General features: G+C 55.2%; 21 protein-coding genes. 7 read left to right on the forward strand and 14 right to left on the reverse strand.

Going from position 1 to position 22,970, the window contains the following annotated elements:
- Positions 1–159: 159 nt before the first annotated feature.
- Together nudB and aspS are read right to left on the reverse strand one after the other, a co-directional pair.
- On the reverse strand, positions 160–594 hold the full coding sequence (nudB, locus tag JGC47_RS09870) for a dihydroneopterin triphosphate diphosphatase (protein ID WP_004164390.1): 435 nt from the start codon (positions 592–594) through the stop codon (positions 160–162).
- The gene (gene aspS / locus JGC47_RS09875) at positions 594–2,381 is read right to left on the reverse strand and encodes an aspartate--tRNA ligase (RefSeq protein WP_004157970.1); all 1,788 of its coding nucleotides are present in this window, start codon (positions 2,379–2,381) and stop codon (positions 594–596) included. Before aspS ends, nudB begins: the two co-directional genes overlap by 1 nt.
- 485 nt (positions 2,382–2,866) lie before the next feature.
- On the opposite strand from aspS, the gene JGC47_RS09880 reads away from it, so the two are divergent.
- The 4 genes from JGC47_RS09880 to cmoB all read left to right on the forward strand — a co-directional run bounded on the left by JGC47_RS09880 (position 2,867) and on the right by cmoB (position 5,964).
- Positions 2,867–3,691, forward strand: coding sequence for a DUF72 domain-containing protein (locus JGC47_RS09880; protein ID WP_004157985.1), 825 nt, complete (start codon positions 2,867–2,869; stop codon positions 3,689–3,691).
- A gap of 86 nt (positions 3,692–3,777) precedes the next feature.
- Positions 3,778–4,173, forward strand: a complete 396-nt coding sequence (locus JGC47_RS09885; protein WP_004157993.1) for an MAPEG family protein — start codon at positions 3,778–3,780, stop codon at positions 4,171–4,173.
- Positions 4,174–4,258: 85 nt separating this feature from the next.
- Positions 4,259–4,999, forward strand: a complete 741-nt coding sequence (cmoA, locus tag JGC47_RS09890; protein WP_024015266.1) for a carboxy-S-adenosyl-L-methionine synthase CmoA — start codon at positions 4,259–4,261, stop codon at positions 4,997–4,999.
- Positions 4,999–5,964 (forward strand): tRNA 5-methoxyuridine(34)/uridine 5-oxyacetic acid(34) synthase CmoB, encoded by a 966-nt coding sequence (gene cmoB, locus JGC47_RS09895; RefSeq protein WP_004157997.1) that lies wholly within the window; start codon positions 4,999–5,001, stop codon positions 5,962–5,964. Before cmoA ends, cmoB begins: the two co-directional genes overlap by 1 nt.
- Positions 5,965–6,083: 119 nt before the next feature.
- On the opposite strand, the gene JGC47_RS09900 is transcribed toward cmoB, so the two are convergent.
- Positions 6,084–6,950, reverse strand: coding sequence for a hypothetical protein (locus tag JGC47_RS09900; protein WP_004164394.1), 867 nt, complete (start codon positions 6,948–6,950; stop codon positions 6,084–6,086).
- 354 nt (positions 6,951–7,304) lie between these two features.
- Complete coding sequence (gene cutC, locus JGC47_RS09905) at positions 7,305–8,057, reverse strand: copper homeostasis protein CutC (protein WP_004158007.1); 753 nt, start codon at positions 8,055–8,057, stop codon at positions 7,305–7,307.
- 89 nt (positions 8,058–8,146) lie between these two features.
- On the opposite strand from cutC, the gene JGC47_RS09910 reads away from it, so the two are divergent.
- Entirely contained in the window at positions 8,147–9,286 is a 1,140-nt protein-coding gene (locus JGC47_RS09910; RefSeq protein WP_004158011.1) for a MalY/PatB family protein, read from the forward strand.
- Here the strand turns inward: JGC47_RS09910 and JGC47_RS09915 are convergent.
- Positions 9,280–9,849 carry a VOC family protein gene (locus JGC47_RS09915; protein WP_004158015.1) on the reverse strand — a complete coding sequence of 190 codons (570 nt, stop codon included), beginning with the start codon at positions 9,847–9,849 and terminating at the stop codon, positions 9,280–9,282. The genes JGC47_RS09910 and JGC47_RS09915 overlap by 7 nt on opposite strands.
- Positions 9,850–10,184: 335 nt before the next feature.
- Here JGC47_RS09915 and argS point away from each other — a divergent pair, with 335 nt between their 5' ends.
- Complete coding sequence (argS, locus tag JGC47_RS09920; RefSeq protein ID WP_004158020.1) at positions 10,185–11,915, forward strand: arginine--tRNA ligase; 1,731 nt, start codon at positions 10,185–10,187, stop codon at positions 11,913–11,915.
- A 67-nt stretch (positions 11,916–11,982) separates the two neighbouring features.
- On the opposite strand, the gene flhE is transcribed toward argS, so the two are convergent.
- The 8 genes from flhE to JGC47_RS09960 all read right to left on the reverse strand — a co-directional run bounded on the left by flhE (position 11,983) and on the right by JGC47_RS09960 (position 20,475).
- Positions 11,983–12,375 (reverse strand): flagellar protein FlhE, encoded by a 393-nt coding sequence (gene flhE / locus JGC47_RS09925; protein ID WP_004158022.1) that lies wholly within the window; start codon positions 12,373–12,375, stop codon positions 11,983–11,985.
- A complete protein-coding gene (gene flhA / locus JGC47_RS09930) occupies positions 12,375–14,462 on the reverse strand; it encodes a flagellar biosynthesis protein FlhA (protein ID WP_004158024.1) in 2,088 nt (695 codons plus the stop codon). The genes flhE and flhA overlap by 1 nt, the downstream gene beginning before the upstream one ends.
- Complete coding sequence (gene flhB, locus JGC47_RS09935) at positions 14,455–15,606, reverse strand: flagellar biosynthesis protein FlhB (RefSeq protein WP_004158026.1); 1,152 nt, start codon at positions 15,604–15,606, stop codon at positions 14,455–14,457. Before flhB ends, flhA begins: the two co-directional genes overlap by 8 nt.
- A 162-nt stretch (positions 15,607–15,768) precedes the next feature.
- Positions 15,769–16,413, reverse strand: coding sequence for a protein phosphatase CheZ (gene cheZ / locus JGC47_RS09940; protein ID WP_004158028.1), 645 nt, complete (start codon positions 16,411–16,413; stop codon positions 15,769–15,771).
- A 13-nt stretch (positions 16,414–16,426) separates the two neighbouring features.
- Positions 16,427–16,816 (reverse strand): chemotaxis response regulator CheY, encoded by a 390-nt coding sequence (gene cheY, locus JGC47_RS09945; protein ID WP_004158030.1) that lies wholly within the window; start codon positions 16,814–16,816, stop codon positions 16,427–16,429.
- Between the two features lie 102 nt (positions 16,817–16,918).
- A complete protein-coding gene (locus tag JGC47_RS09950; protein ID WP_004158032.1) occupies positions 16,919–17,968 on the reverse strand; it encodes a protein-glutamate methylesterase/protein-glutamine glutaminase in 1,050 nt (349 codons plus the stop codon).
- Positions 17,968–18,840 (reverse strand): protein-glutamate O-methyltransferase CheR, encoded by an 873-nt coding sequence (gene cheR, locus JGC47_RS09955; RefSeq protein ID WP_004158033.1) that lies wholly within the window; start codon positions 18,838–18,840, stop codon positions 17,968–17,970. Before cheR ends, JGC47_RS09950 begins: the two co-directional genes overlap by 1 nt.
- A gap of 27 nt (positions 18,841–18,867) precedes the next feature.
- Positions 18,868–20,475: a methyl-accepting chemotaxis protein gene (locus JGC47_RS09960; RefSeq protein ID WP_004158035.1), complete on the reverse strand. Its 1,608-nt coding sequence runs from the start codon at positions 20,473–20,475 to the stop codon at positions 18,868–18,870.
- A gap of 212 nt (positions 20,476–20,687) precedes the next feature.
- Between JGC47_RS09960 and JGC47_RS09965 the strand changes: the two genes are divergently transcribed.
- Entirely contained in the window at positions 20,688–20,861 is a 174-nt protein-coding gene (locus JGC47_RS09965) for a hypothetical protein (RefSeq protein WP_155118290.1), read from the forward strand.
- A gap of 412 nt (positions 20,862–21,273) precedes the next feature.
- Here JGC47_RS09965 and JGC47_RS09970 read toward each other — a convergent pair whose 3' ends face one another.
- The gene (locus tag JGC47_RS09970) at positions 21,274–22,938 is read right to left on the reverse strand and encodes a methyl-accepting chemotaxis protein (RefSeq protein ID WP_004162400.1); all 1,665 of its coding nucleotides are present in this window, start codon (positions 22,936–22,938) and stop codon (positions 21,274–21,276) included.
- Between the last annotated feature and the right edge of the window lie 32 nt (positions 22,939–22,970).

Raw genomic sequence — 22,970 nt, forward strand, 5'->3', positions numbered from 1 at the left:
CATCGCACAGGCTATCTGACTGGCAATTTTGTCCGCCGGCAGTGCTCGCATTCCTCACCTGTTTCAGTATGTGCGGTTGCTGTGCGCTGGCGGCGAACAAGCTTGCTGCGCCGAACTAAGCCTGAACGGTTGGTTAAGTGCAAAAACAATTCAGCTCAATTAACTGATAAATTCTTCAATTGCCTGGCGATTACTCCAGGACTTGGTGAGCGCGGCGGCGTCCGGTGGATCCAGCCACTGAAAGGTCAAGTGCTCGCTAAGCGTAATATCGCGTTCGCCCGGTAGCGCCAGGGTAAACCAGTGTTCCCGGTTATGAGTCGTGCCCGGCGCATAGCGATGGCGAAAATGGCTGAAGATTTCGAAATCGATATAACGCTGGCAGTCGACGATAGTCAGCTGCCCGGCGTTAACATCAATGCCGGTTTCTTCCTGCACTTCGCGCTGAGCGGTGCGCGCCAGGCTTTCACCCGGCTCGCAGCTGCCGGTCACCGACTGCCAGAAAGCCATATCATCACGCCGCTGCAACATCAGAACCCGTCCGGTGTCACTCGCGTAGATCACCACCAGAACCGAAACCGGGTGCTTACAGGCCATTAATCTTTCTCTGGCTGCTGGTCTTTACTCTTTTCCACCACCTCAATGCCCAGCTCGGTTAACGAAGCCGGGTTAGCAAAGTTCGGCGCTTCCGTCATCAGACAGGCCGCCGCGGTGGTTTTCGGGAATGCGATCACGTCACGAATATTATCGGTTCCGGTCAGCAACATCACCAGCCTGTCGAGGCCGAAAGCGAGGCCCGCGTGCGGCGGTGTGCCAAATTTTAATGCGTCGAGAAGGAAACCAAACTTCTCACGCTGTTCGTGCTCGCTAATACCGAGGATACCAAACACCGTTTGCTGCATCTGCCCGTTATGGATACGTACAGAGCCGCCACCGACCTCATAACCGTTGATCACCATATCGTATGCGTTGGCAATCGCGCTTTCCGGCGCGTTTTTCAACTGCTCTGGCGACATGTCTTTCGGCGCGGTGAACGGGTGGTGCATGGCGGTCAGCCCCTGTTCGCCATCGTCTTCGAACATCGGGAAGTCCACCACCCACAGCGGTGCCCAGGCGGATCCGTTGGTGATTTTCAGATCGCGCCCCAGCTTGAGGCGTAGCGCGCCCAGCGCATCGGCCACCACTTTCGCCCTGTCGGCACCAAAGAAGATCAGGTCACCATCGGCGGCAGCGGTACGCTGCAGGATCGCTTCGACGATGCCGGCATTAAGGAATTTCGCCACCGGGCTGGTTATGCCCTCCAGGCCCCCGGCTCGCTGGTTAACCTTAATGTAAGCCAGGCCTTTCGCGCCGTAGATCTCAATAAACCGGGTGTAATCGTCAATCTGCTTACGGCTAAGAGCGGCCCCGCCCGGGACGCGCAGCGCTGCCACGCGCCCTTTTGCATCGTTAGCCGGGCCGGAGAACACTTTGAACTCAATGTCTTTCAGCAGGTCGGCAACATCCACCAGCTCCATCGGGTTACGCAAGTCCGGCTTATCCGAACCATAACGGCGCATCGCTTCAGCGAAGGTCATAATCGGGAATGAGCCAAGATCCACTGATTTAACGTCCAGCCACAGATTGCGCACCAGACGCTCCATCACTTCGCGCACCTGCGGTGCGGTCATAAATGAGGTTTCTACGTCGATCTGGGTAAATTCCGGCTGACGGTCAGCGCGCAAGTCTTCGTCACGGAAGCATTTGACGATTTGATAGTAGCGATCGAAGCCCGACATCATTAGCAGCTGCTTAAACAGCTGCGGCGACTGCGGCAGCGCATAGAATTTGCCTTTATGCACACGGCTGGGCACCAGATAGTCACGCGCGCCTTCCGGCGTGGCTTTCGTCAGCATCGGCGTTTCAATATCCAGGAAACCTTCGTCGTCCATAAAACGACGCACGAAGCTGGTAATTTTGGCACGGGCTTTCAGGCGGTTCGCCATATCCGGGCGACGCAGATCGAGATAACGATATTTCAGCCGCGCTTCTTCGCTGTTAGTCTGGTTTGAGTCCAGCGGCAACGGTTCCGAACGGTTAATGATGGTCAGTTCGGTGGCGAAAACTTCGATTTCACCGGTGGCCATTTCGCTATTTTTATTTTTCTCATCGCGTGCACGCACGGTGCCAACAATGCGGATGCAGAATTCGTTACGCAACTCGGAAGCCAGCGTGAAAGCCTCCTGACGGTCCGGGTCGAAGAACACCTGCACGATGCCTTCACGGTCACGCATATCAATAAAGATCAGGCTGCCGAGGTCGCGGCGGCGGTTAACCCAGCCACAGAGTGTTACTTGCTGGCCTACATGAGACAGATTGATCTGCCCACAATACTCGGTACGCATAACGATATCCTTTTAACTTCAGCGCTACTGGCGCAGCATTTTTACTCTGTATCCGGCTCGGAGGAGCGCTGCTGCCGCGAAAAATGGCATTCATTATAATGGAAAATGGCGCACAGGATAAGTGCCGTCAGCGTGGGAAAGCGTCAGCTATCACGCCGTTGGAGATAACCGCTTAACAAAACGACAGCTGCGTGACCAGCCTGCTGAACCCGCTCGTCGCTTTAGCCAGAATTATTTCGTCACCTAAACGTGTTTTGACTCTGTTTTTCACCCTTTTTCGCCTTGTGCGGATAGAACAACGGTGAAAACTAACGCGCGGCTGCTGACTGACCAGCAAAAAGTTGCCCGCGTGCGTCAATCCGCTCGATCGCTGCCCGGTAATTCTGTCACGGTGAGCCGCACAGGTGCTGCCCTCAAGCGCTTTCTTGCGCTAATATCCCCTGAAAGATGAAAGTCGCTGGCAAGCGATTCAACCAGGATAAGCGATGATGCCGTTTTACCTCGGCCTGCCGCAGTGGCAGCACCCGCAATGGAAAAAACTGGGGATGACCACCCTGGAAGATTATGCCCGCTACTTCAACTGCGTTGAAGGCAACACCACGCTGTATGCCCTGCCAAAACCGGAGGTTGTACAGCGCTGGCGTGCGATGACCCACGACGAATTTCGTTTCTGCTTCAAATTTCCTGCCACGATAAGCCATCAGGCATCGCTGCGTCAGTGTGGCGATCTCTGTACGGAGTTCTTCGCCCTGCTCGACCCGCTGGCAGACCGCATCGGTCAATACTGGTTGCAACTACCTTCAGCCTTTTCACCGTCAGACTTGCCTGCACTTTGGACGTTTCTGGACGCCCTTCCGCAACAGTTTCGTTATGGCGTGGAGGTAAGGCATGCTGAATTCTTTGCCAAAGGCGAGGCGGAGCGTGCGCTAAATCGCGGGTTGCACCAGCGCAACGTCAACCGGGTTATCCTTGACACGCGCGGCGTTCACAGCGCTAACCCGTCCCATGCAGCCATCGTTGAAGCCCAACGTAAAAAGCCCCGGCTGCCGGTTCACGCGGTGATGACGGCAAACGCGCCGATAATCCGCTTTATCGGCGGTGACGACCCACAGGCCAATTTACGCTGGTTTCAATCATGGCTGCAGCGTTTACCGCTATGGAGCCAGGCAGGCCAGCCATGGCTGTTCATTCATACCCCCGATGTGGGTTTTGCTCCCGAGCTGGTGCGCTACCTTTGGCCCGCGTTGCGGCATGCGCTACCGCAATTGGGTGAAGCGCCTGACTGGCCGCAACAGGAGACATTGTTCTGATTTCTTGCGAACCGCAAACAGGGCGACAGTCCGGTTTTTGTTGACTACCATGTAGACAAAAACATGGTTACAGATGGGGATAAGTCATGGTCAGTGCTCTCTACGTGGTGCTTGGCGCGCTTTTAATGGTGAAATTTTCACTGGATGTGGTACGCCTGCGCCGCCAGTATCACGTATCCATTGGCGACGGCGGCATTTCCGATATTCAACTTGCCATCCGTATTCACGGTAATGCGGTGGAAAATATTCCGCTTGCGCTGCTGCTGCTGGTGATGATGGAGATGAACGGATGCCATATCTGGTTGCTGCATCTGCTTGGGCTGTTTTTCTTCTTTGGTCGTCTTCTGCACGCTTATGGCTTACGCAGCAGAACGTTGCTGTGGCGGCGCAACGGCATGATCCTGACGCTGCTCTCCTTGCTGGGTATGGTTATCGTTAATTTATTGTTCTTGCCCTGGGACCTGATTTTGACGCTGGACTAGCCATGCCGGTGGCAGAAAAGATGCAGCCCGCGCGGCTTTCTGCCAGAATATGCCCTTTCCGTTAGCTTCCCCCGGACTTACCACTATGTCTAACCGCGATACGCTGTTCTCTGCGCCCATAGCCAACCTTGGTGACTGGACGTTTGATGAGCGCGTTGCTGAAGTGTTTCCTGACATGATTCAGCGTTCCGTGCCCGGCTATTCCAATATCATTTCGATGATTGGCATGTTAGCCGGGCGCTTCGTTCAAAGCGACTCCCGGATCTACGATCTCGGTTGCTCGCTGGGCGCCGCCACCCTGTCAGTTCGGCGCAATATTAAGGCAACGGGTTGCAACATCATTGCCGTGGATAACTCACCAGCAATGGTTGAGCGCTGCCGTCGCCATATAGATGCTTTCCGCGCCGCGACGCCGGTTGAGGTGATCGAGGCCGATATTCGCCAGGTGCCGATCGAAAACGCCTCACTGGTGGTGCTGAACTTTACCCTGCAATTTCTGCAGCCGGAAGAGCGCCAGCAGCTGCTGAATACCATTTATCAGGGGCTGAAGCCGGGGGGCGCACTGGTGCTGTCCGAAAAGTTCAGCTTTGCCGATGCCGACGTCGGCGAGCTGTTATTCGATATGCATCATGACTTTAAGCGCGCCAACGGCTACAGCGAGCTGGAAATCAGCCAGAAACGTAGCATGTTAGAAAACGTGATGCTGACCGACAGCGTAGAAACACATAAACAGCGCCTGAAGCTGGCCGGTTTTCAGCATGCTGAACTGTGGTTCCAGTGCTTTAACTTTGGCTCACTGATAGCCTTAAAAGCAGGTGGTGATTGATGGATTTTGCCAACTTTTATCAGCTCATCGCTAAAAGCCCGCTCTCCCACTGGCTGGAAACGCTGCCCGCCCAGCTTGCTGCATGGCAGCGTGAATCGCTGCACGGCCACTTTAAAAACTGGGATCGCTCGGTGGAATATCTGCCAGGCCTGATACCTGAATCACTGGATTTACTGCATGGCGTAACGGCCGACAGCAGCCAGCTTTCTCCGCGCCAGCGTGAAGGGATTGAGAAATTACTGCGTAATCTGATGCCGTGGCGCAAAGGCCCCTTCTCGCTGTACGGCGTCAATATTGATACCGAATGGCGCTCCGACTGGAAGTGGGATCGGGTGCTGCCGCATATCTCATCGCTGGCCGGTCGTACCGTGCTGGATGTCGGCTGCGGCAGTGGCTACCATCTGTGGCGCATGCTCGGCGCTGGGGCGCATCTGGTGGTTGGCATCGATCCAATGCAGCTGTTTCTGTGTCAGTTCGAAGCGGTGCGTAAACTGCTGGGCAATGACCAGCGCGCTCACCTGCTGCCGCTGGGAATTGAACAGCTACCGGATCTGAAGGCATTCGATACCGTGTTTTCCATGGGCGTGCTCTACCACCGCCGTTCACCGCTCGACCACCTCTGCCAGCTGAAAAATCAGCTGGTCAGCGGTGGCGAGCTGGTTCTGGAAACGCTGGTGATAGACGCTGACGACCAGCAGGTGCTGGTGCCGGGTGAACGCTACGCTCAGATGCGTAATATCTATTTTATTCCTTCGGCCGGCGCGCTGAAAAACTGGCTGGAGAAGTGCGGCTTCGTTGATGTGCGCATTGTTGACCACTCTTTCACCAGCACCGACGAACAGCGCCGCACCAGCTGGATGACCAGTGAATCGCTGGCCGAGTTCCTCGACCCCGACGATGCGACAAAAACCGTGGAAGGCTACCCTGCTCCGCTGCGTGCCGTGCTGGTGGCGACGAAACCCTGACAGCAAAACGCTCACAGTATTCATCCTAATCTTGATGCCCGAAGGTGAAAATGTTCGGGCATCAAGGCGATTTATGTAATTAAAAACCGGTCAGTCCTGCCGGTGCGACAGCCTGAAGATTAACCTGCAATGTCTGCTGCGCTGCCCCTGTTATCTGCCAGGACAGGATGTCTGAGGTATTCATTGGGGTTTTTCGCAAACTCTTCAGCCGTTCTCTTCAGCAATTGGGCCGCAATACTGTCTTTACGTATCCCATATTTTCGCACCACATCGTTGCAGGAAACGCCGTCAATAATACTGTACCTTGCAATTTGCACCGTTGCATTTTCAAGCCTGTCCCTGACTTTCTCTGAATGAATTCCACTATCTGACATAGCATCATTCACCGAGAAATTTTTACCGATGTTAGGTATCAGCTTTTCATCAGCGAATATAATTTCAATATTTTCTACATCAGATGGATTTTCAATTTTATGATCTCGCGTAATGTCTTTAACCAGCTCGGATTTTTTTGCCCGCACGGATGCTATATAGCTGGCAGTTTCCGGGTATTTCTTGAAGGATAGGGTTTTCAGAAGACGCAATAATCCTAATTTGCCAATGAAATCGGCAAGGTGTTCTAACCCGGGTACATGTTTCATGTAAGCCGATGCTTCTCGCATCAGGCATTGATGTTTTTTTGCGCACGGACTATCTGATTCAATTAACGGTACAACCACAAGACTATTAATAACTAACTGCGTTAGTGGCAAAAGTTTATTACCCTGGTTTTTTTTGAAATCGCTTAATGAATTTTCTACTGCAAAAATTACCCTGATGATTGATTTATCTTTATTTTCTAAACTTGCGGGAAATAAAGAGCTAAAATCGATACTGCTATTTTGAAAAGGCGTATTCGGCATATTAGCTATTTTTACTGGCATATCAGCTCCGATTTCGATAGCGAATTTATTTACTCTTTCTGCAAAAGAGAAACCCTGTAGCACTTTATTCTGCCTTTTGAACAGAAGAAAATCTCAATAACCTTTCTGGATATCTGTTTGAGAACCAAAACACAAAAAAAGAAAACTTGAATCATCAGTCATACATCACCAACCGAAATAAGCCGCCATGCTATTCAGCATGTCCGCATGGATTATCGTCCTGACTCAATGACGTGACGATGCTGCGGTTCCCCTGCAGCATGCTAACTCAGGTTAACGTTGCCACAGACAAAAAAAACCCCAACAAAGGTGCCGGGGTCTGGTACTTGCAAACATCACGTCAACGTTCGGCGTGCTGCGCGGTAAAATCGGTTGGTTATCCGGGTAAAGGCAACATATTCAGCGTCTGGCAACCTCTTATGCGACCTGCTCTGGTGAAGCCATGAGAACGCTTTTCATCGCGGCGACAACATCTGCGTCTACACAGGTACGGCTAAACTCGTCATTCTCCGCTTCAGAACACATTGAGACACCCGCTTTGCGATAAAGCATGGTTGATGAAATTCGCTGGCTTGCGGAACTATGAAGCTCCGTTACGCCTGCATCGATAAACTTTTGCAAGTTGCTCAAACGCACTCCCGCCCCGGCCATAATGATGGGCCCACAAGTCTGCCGGGTAAGTTCCCTGAGCAAGGGTAACCCACTTTCCGCACTCTGCTGCTGGCCGGAAGTCAGGATGCGCGTTACGCCCAAATCCGCAATTTGCGCCAGGGCAGCCAGCGGGTTGTGGCACAGATCGAATGCACGGTGGAAGGTGATGTCCATCCCCTGACAAAGTTGCATCACCTGGCGCATACGCGGCAGATCGACATGCCCGTCAATATCCAGCAAACCAATCACCAGGCCGGGAAATCCCAGATCGCGGATAAACGCGATATCAGACTTGATCTGGTCAAATTCAGCGTCACTGTAACAAAAATCGCCGCCTCTCGGGCGCACTATTGGGTGAACCGGAATGCCCACGCGTTGGCGCACACTCTGCAAAGCGCCAGCCGAAGGGGTCAGCCCGCCTTCTGTTGGCGCAGTGCACAATTCAATGCGGTCGGCACCCGCTCGTTCTGCCGTTACTGCACAGTCCACTCCGTAGCAGCATATTTCCAGTTGTCGCATCCCATCCTCCGGTTATCACTGCTGTCCTGATTGTTAATGTATACTAAAACGTTGCTGTATTAGTTCTTCTATTAACTGGAACCGTTATCATGCCATTCAATTTTGACCAACGGATAGACCGCCGTCACAGCGATAGCCTTAAATGGAAAAAGTACGGCGACCGGGATATTATTCCACTATGGATTGCCGATACCGATTTTCGTGCTGCAGACTGCATTATTGACGCCTTACAGCAACGTGTTTCACAGGGTATTTTTGGCTACGGTGTCCCTTCTGAAGAACTGGCCGCAGTCGCCGTAGAGCGCCTGGGAAGGCTCTGGGGCTGGCAGATCCAACCTGAGTGGCTGGTCTTTTTACCCGGCGTGGTGACCGGAATTAACATCGCCGTGCGCGCCTTTACCGAAGCGCATCAGGGTACCGTTGCCCCGACGCCCATTTATCCGCCGTTTTTCCTCGCACCTGAATCAGCCGGACGGACGCATCTGAGCGCGGCGCTCCGGCTGGAGCAGCAGCGTTGGATACTGGATCTGGACAGCCTGGAGGACAGGCTTTGCGGCAATGAGAAAATGCTGCTGTTGTGTAACCCCCTCAATCCCGGCGGCACCGTCTGTCGCCGCGACGAACTGGAGGCGCAGTTACGCTTCGCCCAGCGTCATGACCTGCTGGTCTGTTCGGATGAAATCCACTGCGACCTGCTGCTGGAACCGGGTATCCGGCATATCCCCTTCGCCAGCCTGAGCGAGGATGCGGCACAGCGCTCTGTGACCCTGCTGTCACCATCAAAAAGTTTCAATATTGCCGGACTGGGCGCTTCACTGGCGGTGATCCCTAATCCCGAGCTGCGCGCGCATTTTAACCGCATGCGCAAAGGATTAGTACCGGATGTGGATGTCCTGGCTTACGTCGCAGCCACGGCTGCCTGGCGCGATGGTCAGCCGTGGCTGGACGCGCAGCTGGATTATTTGCGCGCCAACCGTGACAGCCTGGTGCAGCACGTTAATCAACTACCGGGCCTGAGCATGGTGTCGCCGGAAGCCAGCTTCCTCGGCTGGATCGATGCCAGCGGACTCGGCGTAGCAAACCCGGCGCTGTTCTTCGAAGAACACGGACTCGGTTTTTCGTCAGGACATGACTTTGGCAACGATCAATTTATTCGCTTCAACTTTGGCTGTCAGCGCCAGCTGCTGGAGCAAGCGCTGCAGCGCATGACGCGGGCAGTGGGTTACTGAACCTCATTTTCGCTGGCAACAATCTCTTTCAGGCTCCAGGGATGAAATTTAATGGTGACCTGACCGTCGGTTACCGCCAGCGTGGGGTTCGGCAGCCTTTCTCCAGCACCTTTTGGCGCACTGGTTTTAATTGATATGCCCTGCTGAGTCAGCCCTTCGTCGGCCATCAGCGCCAGCGCGCGCGTGCCTAAGGTACTCGCCTCGCCGCGTAGCACCACTTCGACATGCTCCCAACCTTCGTGGCGGTAAAGGCGCTGTCCTGGCCAGGGCAGTTCGACAACGGAGATGCTCCACGGCCCGACGTCGAGCGGGGTAGCTAGTTCAAACAGGGCGACAGGTCGCCCGGCAATCTCCTTTTGCGAAAACAGCGTTGCGCAGCGCAGCAGCCCCTGCTTCCAGCGTTCTGCAGTGGCATTCTGGTGGCAGCGCAGCGCAATATGGTCGACTTCTAAGAGCGGCAGTTCCAGTCCTAAACGCTGCGCCAGATGTTGGATCGCATTGGTGAAACGCGGCAAATCCGCGAGGATATCGGCCAATTCAGGCGCATGATTGATGTCTGACATAACAAAATCCTTTCTCTGCTGGAACCGGGCTTAGCGAAAAACAGGTCTTCGCCGATATTGTGCCATACGACACCATGAAAAAAACGGTCGCAGCAGGATTACAGGCTGGTTATGCCCCCTGTTTTGCGCCGACAGGCACCCGTCTTGCCGCATGTCCTGCCCGGCTAACATGGTGAAACCACCACTTCAGGTTCCTGGATAACTTGTCACTAAATGCAGTATACTTTTCCCCTTCTTTTTTGACCGCTGCCAGCGAGGAAAAATTATCTTCTGGTGGCGGCGTGGTGATCACCTCTTGCCCACGGATGTGGGCTGAGAAAAATTAAGGTAACTCGGTGAATATTCAGGCCCTTCTCTCAGAAAAAGTCAGTCAGGCGATGGTCGCGGTAGGCGCTCCGGCAGATAGCGAGCCTCAGGTACGGCAATCGGCTAAAGCGCAGTTTGGTGATTACCAGGCTAACGGCATAATGGCCGTAGCAAAAAAACTGGGTATGCCGCCGCGCCAACTGGCAGAAAAGGTGCTGGAGCAGCTGGACCTTAACGGTATTGCGCATAAAGTTGACATTGCCGGCCCTGGCTTTATTAATATTTTCCTTGCGCCGCAGTGGCTGTCGGCACAGATTGACAGCGTGCTGACGGCCCCTAAACTCGGGGTTTCGCCCGTCGAGCCTGAGACGGTGGTCATTGACTACTCTGCGCCTAACGTCGCCAAAGAGATGCACGTCGGGCACGTCCGTTCCACCATCATCGGTGATGCGGCGGCTCGTACTCTGGCGTTTCTCGGTCATAAGGTGATCCGCGCCAACCACGTCGGAGACTGGGGCACCCAGTTTGGTATGCTGATTGCCTACCTCGAGAAGCAGCAGAACGAGCATCACGAAGCCATCGCGCTCGCCGACCTCGAAGCTTTCTACCGTGAAGCCAAGCGAACCTACGATGAAGATCCTGCATTCGCCGCGCGCGCGCGCGGTTACGTCGTTAAGCTACAGAGCGGCGATCGGTATTGCCGTAAGATGTGGAAGCAGCTGGTTGACATTACCATGACGCAAAACCAGCTGATTTATGACCGTATGAATGTCACATTGACGCGTGACGATGTGATGGGTGAAAGCCTGTATAACGATATGCTGCCGGCGATCGTGTCGGACCTCAAGGCCAAAGGGCTGGCGGTGGAGAGCGAAGGTGCAACGGTGGTTTTCCTTGATGAGTATAAAAACAAGGAAGGGGAACCGATGGGCGTGATCGTTCAGAAAAAGGACGGCGGCTATCTCTACACCACTACCGATATCGCCTGCGCCAAATACCGTTATGAAACGTTGAAAGCCGACCGGGTACTGTATTACATCGATTCGCGCCAGCACCAGCATTTGATGCAGGCGTGGACTATCGTGCGTAAAGCCGGTTATGTGCCGGACAGCATCCCGCTAGAACACCATATGTTCGGCATGATGTTGGGTAAAGACGGTAAGCCGTTTAAAACCCGCGCGGGTGGAACCATCAAACTGTCCGACCTGCTGGATGAAGCGGTAGATCGTGCGGCTAAGCTGGTGGCGGTAAAAAATCCGGATATGCCTGCTGATGAGTTGGCAGCGCTGGCGAATATCGTTGGTATCGGTGCAGTGAAATATGCCGACCTGTCAAAAAGTCGCACCACAGATTATATCTTCGACTGGGACAACATGCTGGCGTTTGAAGGTAATACCGCGCCCTACATGCAGTACGCCTATACGCGCGTGCTGTCGGTATTCCGTAAGGCGGGTATCGATGCAGAAGCGGTGGGCGGCACCACGCGCATCATAGAGGACCGTGAAGCCGCACTTGCCGTGCGCCTGCTGCAGTTTGACGAGACCATAACTCAGGTTGCTCGTGACGGGATGCCGCATGTAATGTGCGCCTATCTGTACGATCTGGCGGGTCTGTTCTCCGGCTTCTACGAGCATTGCCCTATCCTCAACGCAGAAGATGACGCCACCAGACAGAGCCGTCTGCGCCTGGCGCTGTTAACGGCGAAAACCCTGAAACAGGGGTTGGACACCTTAGGGATTGAAACGGTAGAGCGGATGTGAATGCGGTGGGTCGATGTGCAGAAGATCGGCCCTGCTACCGGGCTTCACCGCCCGGCCTCGCTTCAAATTAATGGTAATTGACCATCACTTCGTTACTCACCACGCGCAGTGGTGGAAACACCCGTCCCTTGCCCTCAACCTGAAAGACAAAGCGTAATGTTTCCCCGGCGGCAACGTTGGTTAAACCCCGCGTTATGCCGCTGCCACCTTCCACCGTGACACAGCGATCTGCTGCACAGAGGCGCACCTGTAAGCCGGCGGGAGCCGGGCTGTTCAGCGTATAGCGCCAGGCCACGTCGGTCATCACCCCGGCGACCCCGGCAGGGGGGATCAGCGGCCGGGAGGATGCCGCCACGCCCCGGTTCGCCAGAGCAGGACCGGTGGCGCTGGCCTGCCAGCCACCGTCACTGGCGATGGCCACAACAGGAAAGCTGAACAGTAACCACAGTACCGCCTTCATCACTGGCCGCCGATGGTTGAGGTCATACGGATCTGGCGGTTGTCGGTCAGTTCCATATTCGAGATGACCATCAGCTGCGGCAGCGTGCGCCGCAGAAAACGTGCCAGCAGCGCACGCAGCGGGTGGTTCACCAGCAGTACCGGCGGTGCGCCCAACCCTTCCTGATGCTGGAGCGCGCTTTGTGCCTGTGCCAGTAGTCTGTCGGCCAGCCCCGGCTCCAGCCCCCCGCCGCCCTGCAATGCCTGCAACAACAGACGTTCCAGCGTGGTGTCCAGCCCGATCACCTGCACTTCACCGTTGCCGGGGAACCACTGTTGAGTGATGGCACGGCCGAGGGCAACGCGCACTACCGACGTCAGCTCCTGAGGATCGGTTTGCACCGCCGCGTGCTCCGCCAGCGTTTCGATTATTGTGCGCATATCACGGATTGAAACCCGTTCGGCCAGCAGATTCTGCAATACCTTATGCAGGGTGGTCAGCGTGATCACGGCTGGGATCAGGTCTTCAGTCAGTTTTGGCATGTCCAGACTCACCCGGTCAAGCAGCTGCTGAGCTTCCTGGCGACCAAACAGGTCGCTGGCGTACTGGCCAATCAGATGGTTGAGATGGGTCGCCACTACGGTACTGGCTTCAACTACCGTAAAACCCTGTATCTGCGCCTGCTCTTTTAGCGCACTGTCAATCCAGATGGCGTTAAGGCCAAAGGCCGGATCGGTGGTTTTCTCACCCGGCAGCGTGCCGGCAGCCGTGCCGGGGTTGATCGCCATCCAGCGGCCCGGGAAGGCATCACCGCTGCCAATTTCCACGCCCTTCATCAGAATGCGGTAGCGGGAAGGGGTCAAATCCATATTGTCCCGGATATGCACCACTGGCGGCAGGAAGCCCATTTCCTGAGCAAATTTCTTGCGGATGCTGCGAATGCGTCCAAGCAATTCGCCATCCTGGCTACTGTCGACCATTGGGATCAGCCGATAGCCAACCTCCATTCCCAGTGAATCTTCCAGCTGAACATCGCTCCAGGTGGCTTCCATACTGGAGGTGTTTTCCGGCTGTTTGCTGGCAGTTTGCACTACGGCAGCGGTTTTGGGTGCCATCTGTTTGCCGCGAACCCACCACGCCAGTGCCAGTAACCCGGCGGTAAACAGCAGAAACACGAAGTTCGGCATTCCTGGCACCAGGCCCAGCATGCCCAATACGCCAGCGCTAAGCATCATCACGCGCGGGTTATTGAACATCTGACTGACCATCTGCTCGCCGACGTCCTGGTCGGTGCCAACGCGCGTGACGATAACCCCTGCCGCCGTTGAGATCACCAGCGCCGGGATCTGCGCCACCAGCCCGTCACCAATGGTTAACAGGGTGTAAGTTTCCGCCGCATGTGCTGCGTCCATGCCATGCTGGATTACGCCGACCAGCAGGCCTCCGATCACGTTTATCACCATGATCATAATTCCGGCGATGGCATCACCGCGCACAAACTTACTGGCACCATCCATGGAGCCATAGAAATCCGCTTCCTGTGTCACATCACTACGGCGTTTTTTCGCCTCCTCTTCGCCAATCAAACCGGCGTTAAGATCGGCATCGATAGCCATCTGTTTACCCGGCATCCCGTCGAGCACAAAACGCGCACCCACTTCGGCAATACGCCCGGCGCCCTTGGTGATCACCATAAAGTTGATGATCACCAGAATGATAAACACCACGATACCAATGGCGAAGTTGCCACCGACCAGGAAATGACCAAAGGCTTCGACCACCCGTCCGGCAGCCCCCGCCCCGGTGTGCCCTTCCAGCAGGATGACGCGCGTCGAGGCAACGTTAAGCGCCAGGCGAAGTAAGGTTGAAAACAGCAAAATGGTTGGGAAGGCGGCAAATTCCAGCGTGCGCTGGGTAAACATCGCCACCAGCAGCACCATAATCGATAAGGCGATATTGAAAGTGAACAGCAGGTCAAGAATGAACGGCGGCAGCGGCAGCACCATCATCGACAGGATCAGCAGGATCAATATTGGACCGGCGAGCACTTTCCACTGCGTGTCTTTCAGGTTGCCCGGTAAGCGAAGTAAAGCGGCCAGATTAGCCATCGGATTTTTGTTCTCCAGCAAAGTCCAGCGCTTCCGGCACCGGCAGTTTAACAGGTCGTTTCGGCACAAGCCCCCCTTCCACTTTCCAGCGGCGCAGTTGCCACACCCAGGCCAGTACCTCGGCCACGGCTGCATACAGTGTGCCCGGGATATGCTGGCCAATCTCACTGTGGCGATAGAGCGCACGCGCCAGCGGCGGGGCTTCGAGGATAGGGATGCGGTTTTCTGCCGCCAGCTCACGGATGCGCAAAGCAATATCCCCTGCGCCTTTGGCCAGGACTTTCGGCGCGCTCATTTTTTTCTCGTCATACTGCAATGCCACCGAGTAGTGAGTCGGGTTAGTGACGATGACATCGGCTTTCGGCACATCAGCCATCATGCGCCGGCGGGCGGCGGCGCGCATCTGCTGCCGGATGCGCCCTTTAACATGCGGGTCACCTTCCTGCTGTTTGTGCTCATCGCGTATGTCCTGGTGAGACATGCGCAAATTTTTGAAATAGCTAAAGAGCTGGAAAAACACGTCAAAGCCGACCATCGGTGACAAGCCAAGCACCACCAGGATGCAGCACATGGCGATCATGTTCATTGCGCCAGCCAGGGCAATAAGCGGAGATTCCGCCATCAAATGCAGCATCCCGGCCCAGTGGTGCCAGATATATAAACCGCATACAATGCCCACCAGCGTGGCTTTCAGCACCGCCTTCAACAATTCCGATGCGGATTGTGCCGAGAACAGTTTTGCCAATCCCTTGACTGGATTCATTTTTCCGGGGTCAAACTTGATCGCTTTACCGCTAAGTACCAGTCCGCCGAGCAACATCGGCGCTGCAATCGCGACGACCACCAGGCCAAACATCATTGGCAGTACCGCCATCACCGCCTGCAGCAGCATATTCGCGACCAGGCGCAGCATCTGGCTGCTGTCACTGACCACCGAGTGATTGAATACCAGACCATCGGCCAGCAGCGCGCCCATTTTGCGCCCCATCCACTCTCCGCCTACCCACAGAATGCTCAAACCGGTAATCAGCATCAGGATCGATGTCAGTTCACGCGAGCGCGGGATTTGCCCTTCTTCACGCGCCTTTTCCAGTCGGTGCGCCGTGGGGGACTCTGTTTTTTCCTCATCGCTATCCTGAGACACGGACTCTGACCTTTAGCACGGAATGACAGCGGCTAGGATGCCAAATTCAAACGGGGGTAATGCCGCGAGTAAGCAGCTAAATAGGCGGTTATTTATGGAATGGCAGAAAAGGTGGGACAACCCTGCTGGAAAAAAGGGGCGGATGCAGTCCGCCCCGCGATATCAGAACCCAAGACTGTCCAGCAGGTCATCAACCTGATCCTGGCTTGCCACCACGTTCGGCGCAGCCGCATTAATCTGCGGGCCATTGAGCAAATTGTTGGTCTCTTTTTTGACACGCTGACCTTGATCGGGCACGTTTTCCAGCAGAACCGTCAGCAGCTGACGCTCAATTTCCTGGATCACATCCATCATACGTTTGATCACTTGCCCGGTCAGATCCTGGAAGTCCTGAGCCATCATGATTTCCATCAGCTGGGCATTGGTGAAGGACGTATGTTCCGGCACTGCTGCCAGATAACCGCGCGTGTCCGAAACCAAAGAGCGAGCGTCTGCCAGTTCGATAGGATTTTCAAACCACTGATCCCAACGACCTTTCAGTTGTTTCGCGCCATCTTCCAACACCGTCTGACGCGGCTGGGAAGCTTCTACGCAGTTCAACGCGCGATCTGCCGCCTGAGCAGTCATCTGTACTACATAATCAAGGCGATCACGGGCATCGGGGATCGCTTCTGCCGCTTCGGCAATCGCATGATCCAGGCCAAGTTCACGCAGGCTGTCGCGCAGCATCCGTGTCAGTGCACCAATTTTGGAGATAATGTCCTGTGCCGAAGCAGCATCAACATTTGGTTTCGGAATAGTACTCATCTCGGCTCCTAACCTACATACCCAGTTTTTCGAAGATTTTGCCTAACTTCTCTTCCAGGGTAGCCGCTGTAAAGGGTTTAACCACATAGCCGCTGGCGCCAGCCTGGGCCGCAGCAATGATGTTCTCTTTTTTTGCTTCAGCCGTTACCATCAGAACCGGTAACTTGCCCAGCGCGCCGTCTGAGCGAATGGTTTTCAGCAGTTCCAGACCGTCCATGTTGGGCATGTTCCAGTCAGATACCACGAAGTCAAACTCCCCGACGCGCAGCTTGTTCAGCGCATCAACGCCGTCTTCCGCTTCTTCAACATTGTTGAAGCCCAGCTCTTTCAAAAGGTTGCGGACGATACGACGCATCGTGTTGAAGTCGTCTACCACCAAAAATCGCATATTTTTATCGACCATAACTACTCCCGTTTTTTGTAGCCCTACGAGGACCGGTTCAGACTTTGCCGCACGCTCACACACGCGTAGTGCTGTGAGATAACTTTACCTGTGCGACACGGCCTAGATACGTAACGCCTGTCCGACGCTAATTTTTGCCAGCATGTGCTGACTGATTTGGTGAAGATCGACCACTTCACTGGCTCCACCAAGAGCTATTGCCTCCCGGGGCATACCAAAGACCACACAGCTTGCTTCATTCTGGGCGATAGTCCAGGCACCCGCCTTGTTCATCGCCAGCATCCCGGCAGCGCCATCGCTTCCCATACCGGTCAGGATCACCCCGACGGCATTTCGTCCGGCAAAATGCGCCACGGAGTTAAACAGCACGTCAACAGACGGTTTGTGACGATTCACCGCCGGGCCGTCATTCAATTTGACCTGGTAATTAGCACCGCTACGCGCCAGCTCAAGGTGCATGGCACCCGGTGCGATATAGGCGTGGCCGGGCAGAATGCGTTCCCCGTCCTCGGCTTCTTTCACCGTGATTTGACACAGCTTATTCAGGCGCTCGGCAAAGGAGCGAGTAAAGCCGGCCGGCATATGTTGCGTAATCAGCAGTGCCGGGCTGGTTATCGGCAACGGTTGCAGCACATGGCGAATGGCCTCCGTACCCCCGGTGGACGCACCAATGGCGATCAGCTTTTCACTGCTTAGCAGCGGGCCAGCCTTCAGCATCAGCGGGGCGGGCTGCGCAACACGCGGATGCAGGCGGGCGCGGGAAGCGGCGCGTACCTTGTCGGCGATAGTCTGGCTGTAGGCCAGCATCCCATCGCGGATCCCCAGCGACGGCTTGGTGACGAAGTCCACCGCCCCCAGCTCCAGCGCGCGCAGAGTAATCTCTGAGCCTTGCCCGGTAAGGGATGAGACCATGACGACCGGCATCGGGCGCAGACGCATCAGCTTTTCCAGAAAGTCGAGGCCGTCCATCCGCGGCATTTCAACATCCAGGGTTAACACATCCGGATTGAATTGCTTGATCAATTCCCGTGCCACCAGCGGATCCGGCGCTGAAGCGACCATCTCCATATCGGAATGACTGTTGACAATTTCGGTCATTAACTGACGCATCAGGGCCGAGTCATCAACACACAATACTTTGATTTTACTCATCATCTTTCCTTAGTCAGTCCATAGACCGTCTGGCCGCGAAGATAAAACTCTTTACTGATCTGGCTAAAGTTTTCTGAGTGGCCGGCAAACAGCAGGCCACCCGGTTTTAGTAAGGGTACAAAACGCCGTAAGATCTTTTCCTGAGTCTCTTTATCAAAATAGATCATCACGTTACGGCAAAATATCGCATCAAATGTGCCAGGCAGCGCCCAGTCATTCGCCAGCAGATTGAGCTGAGAAAAGGTCACCCGGTTCGTCAGCTCCGGCCGCACCCGCACCATGCCCTCTTGCGGGCCGGTGCCGCGCAGAAAAAAGCGCTGTAGCTGCTGCTGCGATAACGTGCGCAGCTCTTCCTGGCGGTATACGCCTGCCTGGGCTTTTTCCAATACCTGGGTATCAATATCGCTGGCATGGATCTGGAACTTTCCCGCCCCGCCACCCGGTGTTTCTGCCAGCGTCATGGCAAGGGAGTAAGGCTCTTCTCCGGTTGATGCCGCCGCACACCAGACGCTGTAATTCCCCGTATTACGCGCGGCATGCGCCGCCAGAATCGGAAAATGGTGCGCCTCACGGAAAAAGGCCGTCAAATTAGTGGTCAGGGCGTTAATAAACGCCTGCCATTCGGCGCTACTGGTGTCCTTTTCCAGCAGCGCAAGATAGCTGCCAAAATCATTAATGTTCAGGGTGCGCAACCTGCGCACCAGGCGGTTGTAAACCATTTCGCGCTTATGGTCGGCGAGAACGATGCCAGCGCGCTGGTAAATCAACTGGCTGATACGCTTGAAATGCGTATCGGATAACGGCAGACGCTGAACCATCTGCGTCAGCAGCGATGCGCTTTCCGCTGGAATGACCAACGTTGTCTTTTTCATTTAGCCACCCCGTCAGCGCGGATAGATTCACACATGTTGTTGGGTTTCCCTGCCGAGGTTATGACCCGCAAATCCATCACTCTCCTGACCCGCATCCAGCTGGAACCGGCTGACCGTCGCTGTTAATTGCCCGGCCTGCGCTTCCAGCGCGCCGGTGGCAGCGGCACCCTCTTCAACCAGCGCGGCATTCTGCTGGGTAACCTGATCCATCTGGCTGACTGCCAGCGCCACCTGTTCAATGCCACGCCGCTGTTCGTCACTGGCTGCGGCGATTTCGCCCATTATGTCGCTGACCCGATTAACGCTTTGTACAATCTCGCCCATGGTTTCTCCGGCTGAAGCCACCAGTCCGGCTCCGTGATCGACACGTGAAACTGACTCTTCAATCAGCGTCTTGATCTCTTTCGCCGCCCCGGCGCTGCGCTGCGCCAGATTACGGACTTCACCGGCCACCACGGCAAAACCCCGCCCCTGCTCGCCGGCGCGCGCCGCTTCTACCGCCGCGTTGAGCGCCAGAATATTGGTCTGGAAAGCGATGCCATCAATGACGCTGGTAATATCAGCAATTTTCTTCGAGCTGTCGGCGATCCCGTTCATGGTGGTCACCACGTTGTCGGTCAGCGTACCGCCCTTATGTGCAGTGCCGGAAGCCAAACGTGCCAGCTCCGAAGCCCGGCGGGCATTTTCGGCGTTGGCTGTCACCGTTGCGGTCAACTGTTCCATGCTGGCAGCGGTCTCGGCCAGCGATGCCGCCTGCTGCTCGGTACGCGCAGACAAATCGTTGTTACCGATGGCGATTTCCTGAATGCCGGTCAGCATGCTGCGACTGCCATCACGCACGTCACGCACTGTCGATGCCAGCGCCTGTTGCATATGCTGCAGTCTGTTAAATAACTGACCCAGCTCATTGCTGCTCCCCGCTTCGATTTGGCCATTCAGATCGCCGCGCGAAATACGTTCAAAGTGGCTGCGCATACGTGCCAGCGGCGCAATCAGGCCGTGCTTTGCCCAAAGCATAGCGGTAAGCGTTAGCAGCAGCGATAACACTACCGCGACGGCGAATATCACTTTGGACTGCATGTAGAAACCCTTACCGGCTTCCCCGGCATGATCGCGCAGCAGGTCGATGTGCTTCATCCAACGGCTGTATAGCTGCTGGAACTGGTCCTGTTTGCCCTGCGTCGGTGAGTCGAGAAATTCCTGCAGCTGGTTATTTTGTAAATAGGCCGTCAGCTGCGCCAGCTCACCGTAATACACGCCATAAACCAGTTTAATCTCTCGCTTTAGCGCCTCGCCTTCGGCCGTTACCGTAGTGATCCCCTGGAAAGCACTAAATGCTTTATCGGCCGCAGCCAGGTCAACCTGTGCCTTATCCATCAGGGTTATTACCTGATCACGAGGACGATTAAGCGCGGCACGGGTACTCGCACGGTTCAAATTGAGACGGGCACTCAACAGTGCCGCCCAGCTTTCGCCCAATCTGTCGCGCTGAACGCCGCTGACCTCAACCTGATGCAGATTGTGGGCATCAAGCCGGAAGGAGTAAAACGACAAGCCGCTGGCCAGCATCTGCATCAGGCAGAAAAGACCAAACAGGCAGATAATGGTGCCAGAAATACGTAAACGACCTAACATTGCATTCTCCCCGGAGATATTGCCCGCCAAAGCCAGCAAAAATTTGTTACAAACGGCCCGCGCACGGGTTAAGCCCTGTTTTATTGTGTTGCTACCGGGTTGGCCCGTGCAGCTTGCCTTAAACGTTTCCCAGTTTTTGTTCGGTCCAGCCGCCTTCGGCACGGCTTTTCTGCCGGGGCAACAGGCGACAGACGGGCAGAAAACTGCACGCTATGATTATTAACGGCCGCAGTGAGATTTTCTTTACCGATTTGAAATACCGCCATCGCCAGTTTATGCACGCCGGGCTGTTCTTCCAGCGAAGCCGCCGCCGAAGCGCACTGTTGCACCAGCGCAGCATTCTGCAAGACTTGACCAATCCTGCGCTGAATAACGCAACGGTTTAACCGTGTCGCCATTGCCCGTACGGTTGGCATCCGGCATATGGCAGATGCCGCCGCGACTGAGGCTGTTCCGCGCTGTATCAGGCGTTACATGATGGGTTTGGGGCAGATTGTTGCAGGCGCAACTGTTGTGATATGGCGACGTTGTGTTGTCGCCGTACAGCGAATGGAAGCACAGCCCGGCGGTGATTGACGGTAGTGAACCCGGCAATTCCGGCAGCAGAATAAGCGGGTCACAGCCTGCATACGCGTAAACATCATCGTCCTGATTTACCGGTTCGGTCGGCTTTTATCAGCCGCCGGGCGTGGATCTTTACGCTGTTTAACGCCTGAAGATTGATTTTACTTTTTGTCCACAGGGATCCTGGACTGTGCTGCGGTCAACCCGTGCTGGCGGTCGATCGCAGCCCGGGGGTCAGAACGTTTCCCAGTTGCCGTCACGATCTGCCGGTACCGGCCGTGCCACTGCTGCCATCGGGCCGATCGTCGGGCGTTTCAGCTCGCCAGCGGCAACGGTGAGCTGCTGCGTAATACGGAACACGGCTACCGCCTGTGTCAGCCGGCTGGCCTGCTCCTCCAGTGAGGTCGAAGCCGATGCTGACTCTTCCACCAGCGCAGCATTCTGCTGGATCACACGGTCCATTTCGTTTACCGCTTCTCCCACCTGGTCAATGCCGCGACTCTGTTCATCGCTGGCAGAAGCAATTTCACCCATAATGTCGGTGACGCGGGTGACCGCATTGACGATATCGTTCATGGTTTCCCCGGCGGTTCCCACCAGCGCCGAACCGCTGTCGACGCGCGCTACGGAGTCATCGATCAATCCTTTGATTTCCTTCGCCGCCTGGGCGCTACGCTGCGCCAGGTTTCGCACTTCTCCTGCCACCACGGCAAAACCACGCCCCTGTTCACCGGCTCGCGCCGCTTCTACCGCCGCATTGAGCGCCAGGATATTAGTCTGGAAGGCGATACCGTCGATCACGCTGGTAATATCAGCAATTTTCTTCGAGCTACCGGCAATGTCGCTCATGGTTTTCACCACGCCATCCACCACTTTGCCGCCCTTCTGCGCGGTTTCGGACGCATTCAACGCCAGTTTTGATGCCTGACGCGCATTTTCAGCGTTCTGTTTTACCGTGGCGGTCAGCTGCTCCATACTGGCGGCAGTCTGTTCCAGCGAAGCAGCCTGCTGTTCAGTTCTCGCCGAGAGATCGTTATTACCTGACGAGATTTCACTGGCTCCGGTATAGATGGCATCGGCTCCATCGCGCACCACGCTGACGGTTTTGACCAGCGCCTGCTGCATGTTCTTTACGCTGCCCGCAAGCTGTGCCATTTCGTTGTATCCGTTGACCTCAATGCTCTGCGTCAGATCGCCTTCGGCAATACTGCTAATGTGCGCAATCGTCGCCTGTAGCGGACGGATAAGAATATTGCGTAGGCCAAACCAGCACAGCACGATCAGCGCAAATACCAGCGCCATCATCCCGGCAATCGCCCACAGCATATGATCGTAGGACTGCTGGCTCTGTTTTGCCCCTTCCTTTACCCTCTGATTCATTAAGCCACGCCATTTGGTGTAATAAACCTGCGTCGCCATCTGCTTCTGTTCGATATTTTGCCTGAACATGGCTTCCAGCTGTCTGTTATCCATCTGCTGCGTCATCATTTCCAGCGCGCTGTTGTAATTCAGATAAGCCTCTTCCATTTTTTTCGTCACCCCGGGATCGACACCTGGCATGTCCGGCGTTGATTTATAGGTAGCGTAGTAGGTCCTGGCTGTAGCCAACAGCTGTTTCGCCCGCTCGCTTAACTCCGCCAGCGATGCGCTGCTGCCCGCATTAGCGGCATTACTTTGTATACGCAGCATGCCTCGGTTCAGCACAATGCGCGTCTGGTTGAGCGCAATCCACGCGTCGGTAAACTGGGTGACGTTTTCACTGGACAGATCCGATAACGCAAAGTTTTCTTTGTCCTGGGTAAGCGCTTTGATAAACAGGCCGCCGGACACCAGTTGTAAAATGCCGAAGATCAACAGAACGAGGATCAGGCTGGTGACGACTTTAATACGCGTGAACATAATTTACCTTTGAATTGAATAATGTAATAACA

The sequence above is a fragment of the Erwinia amylovora genome (assembly GCF_017161565.1).
In the GTDB taxonomy this organism is placed as follows: domain Bacteria; phylum Pseudomonadota; class Gammaproteobacteria; order Enterobacterales; family Enterobacteriaceae; genus Erwinia; species Erwinia amylovora.

What these genes read in the sequence shown, in the direction of transcription:
- cutC (WP_004158007.1), bottom strand. Translation starts at nt 8,057, where the DNA reads ATGCGACAACTGGAAATATGCTGCTACGGAGTGGACTGTGCAGTAACG.
- cheZ (WP_004158028.1), bottom strand. Translation starts at nt 16,413, where the DNA reads ATGAGTACTATTCCGAAACCAAATGTTGATGCTGCTTCGGCACAGGAC.
- cheR (WP_004158033.1), bottom strand. Translation starts at nt 18,840, where the DNA reads ATGAAAAAGACAACGTTGGTCATTCCAGCGGAAAGCGCATCGCTGCTG.
- aspS (WP_004157970.1), bottom strand. Translation starts at nt 2,381, where the DNA reads ATGCGTACCGAGTATTGTGGGCAGATCAATCTGTCTCATGTAGGCCAG.
- JGC47_RS09885 (WP_004157993.1), top strand. Translation starts at nt 3,778, where the DNA reads ATGGTCAGTGCTCTCTACGTGGTGCTTGGCGCGCTTTTAATGGTGAAA.
- JGC47_RS09960 (WP_004158035.1), bottom strand. Translation starts at nt 20,475, where the DNA reads ATGTTAGGTCGTTTACGTATTTCTGGCACCATTATCTGCCTGTTTGGT.
- JGC47_RS09910 (WP_004158011.1), top strand. Translation starts at nt 8,147, where the DNA reads ATGCCATTCAATTTTGACCAACGGATAGACCGCCGTCACAGCGATAGC.
- flhE (WP_004158022.1), bottom strand. Translation starts at nt 12,375, where the DNA reads ATGAAGGCGGTACTGTGGTTACTGTTCAGCTTTCCTGTTGTGGCCATC.
- JGC47_RS09915 (WP_004158015.1), bottom strand. Translation starts at nt 9,849, where the DNA reads ATGTCAGACATCAATCATGCGCCTGAATTGGCCGATATCCTCGCGGAT.
- JGC47_RS09950 (WP_004158032.1), bottom strand. Translation starts at nt 17,968, where the DNA reads ATGAGTAAAATCAAAGTATTGTGTGTTGATGACTCGGCCCTGATGCGT.
- JGC47_RS09965 (WP_155118290.1), top strand. Translation starts at nt 20,688, where the DNA reads ATGATTATTAACGGCCGCAGTGAGATTTTCTTTACCGATTTGAAATAC.
- JGC47_RS09970 (WP_004162400.1), bottom strand. Translation starts at nt 22,938, where the DNA reads ATGTTCACGCGTATTAAAGTCGTCACCAGCCTGATCCTCGTTCTGTTG.
- cmoB (WP_004157997.1), top strand. Translation starts at nt 4,999, where the DNA reads ATGGATTTTGCCAACTTTTATCAGCTCATCGCTAAAAGCCCGCTCTCC.
- nudB (WP_004164390.1), bottom strand. Translation starts at nt 594, where the DNA reads ATGGCCTGTAAGCACCCGGTTTCGGTTCTGGTGGTGATCTACGCGAGT.
- cmoA (WP_024015266.1), top strand. Translation starts at nt 4,259, where the DNA reads ATGTCTAACCGCGATACGCTGTTCTCTGCGCCCATAGCCAACCTTGGT.
- flhA (WP_004158024.1), bottom strand. Translation starts at nt 14,462, where the DNA reads ATGGCTAATCTGGCCGCTTTACTTCGCTTACCGGGCAACCTGAAAGAC.
- cheY (WP_004158030.1), bottom strand. Translation starts at nt 16,816, where the DNA reads ATGGTCGATAAAAATATGCGATTTTTGGTGGTAGACGACTTCAACACG.
- JGC47_RS09880 (WP_004157985.1), top strand. Translation starts at nt 2,867, where the DNA reads ATGATGCCGTTTTACCTCGGCCTGCCGCAGTGGCAGCACCCGCAATGG.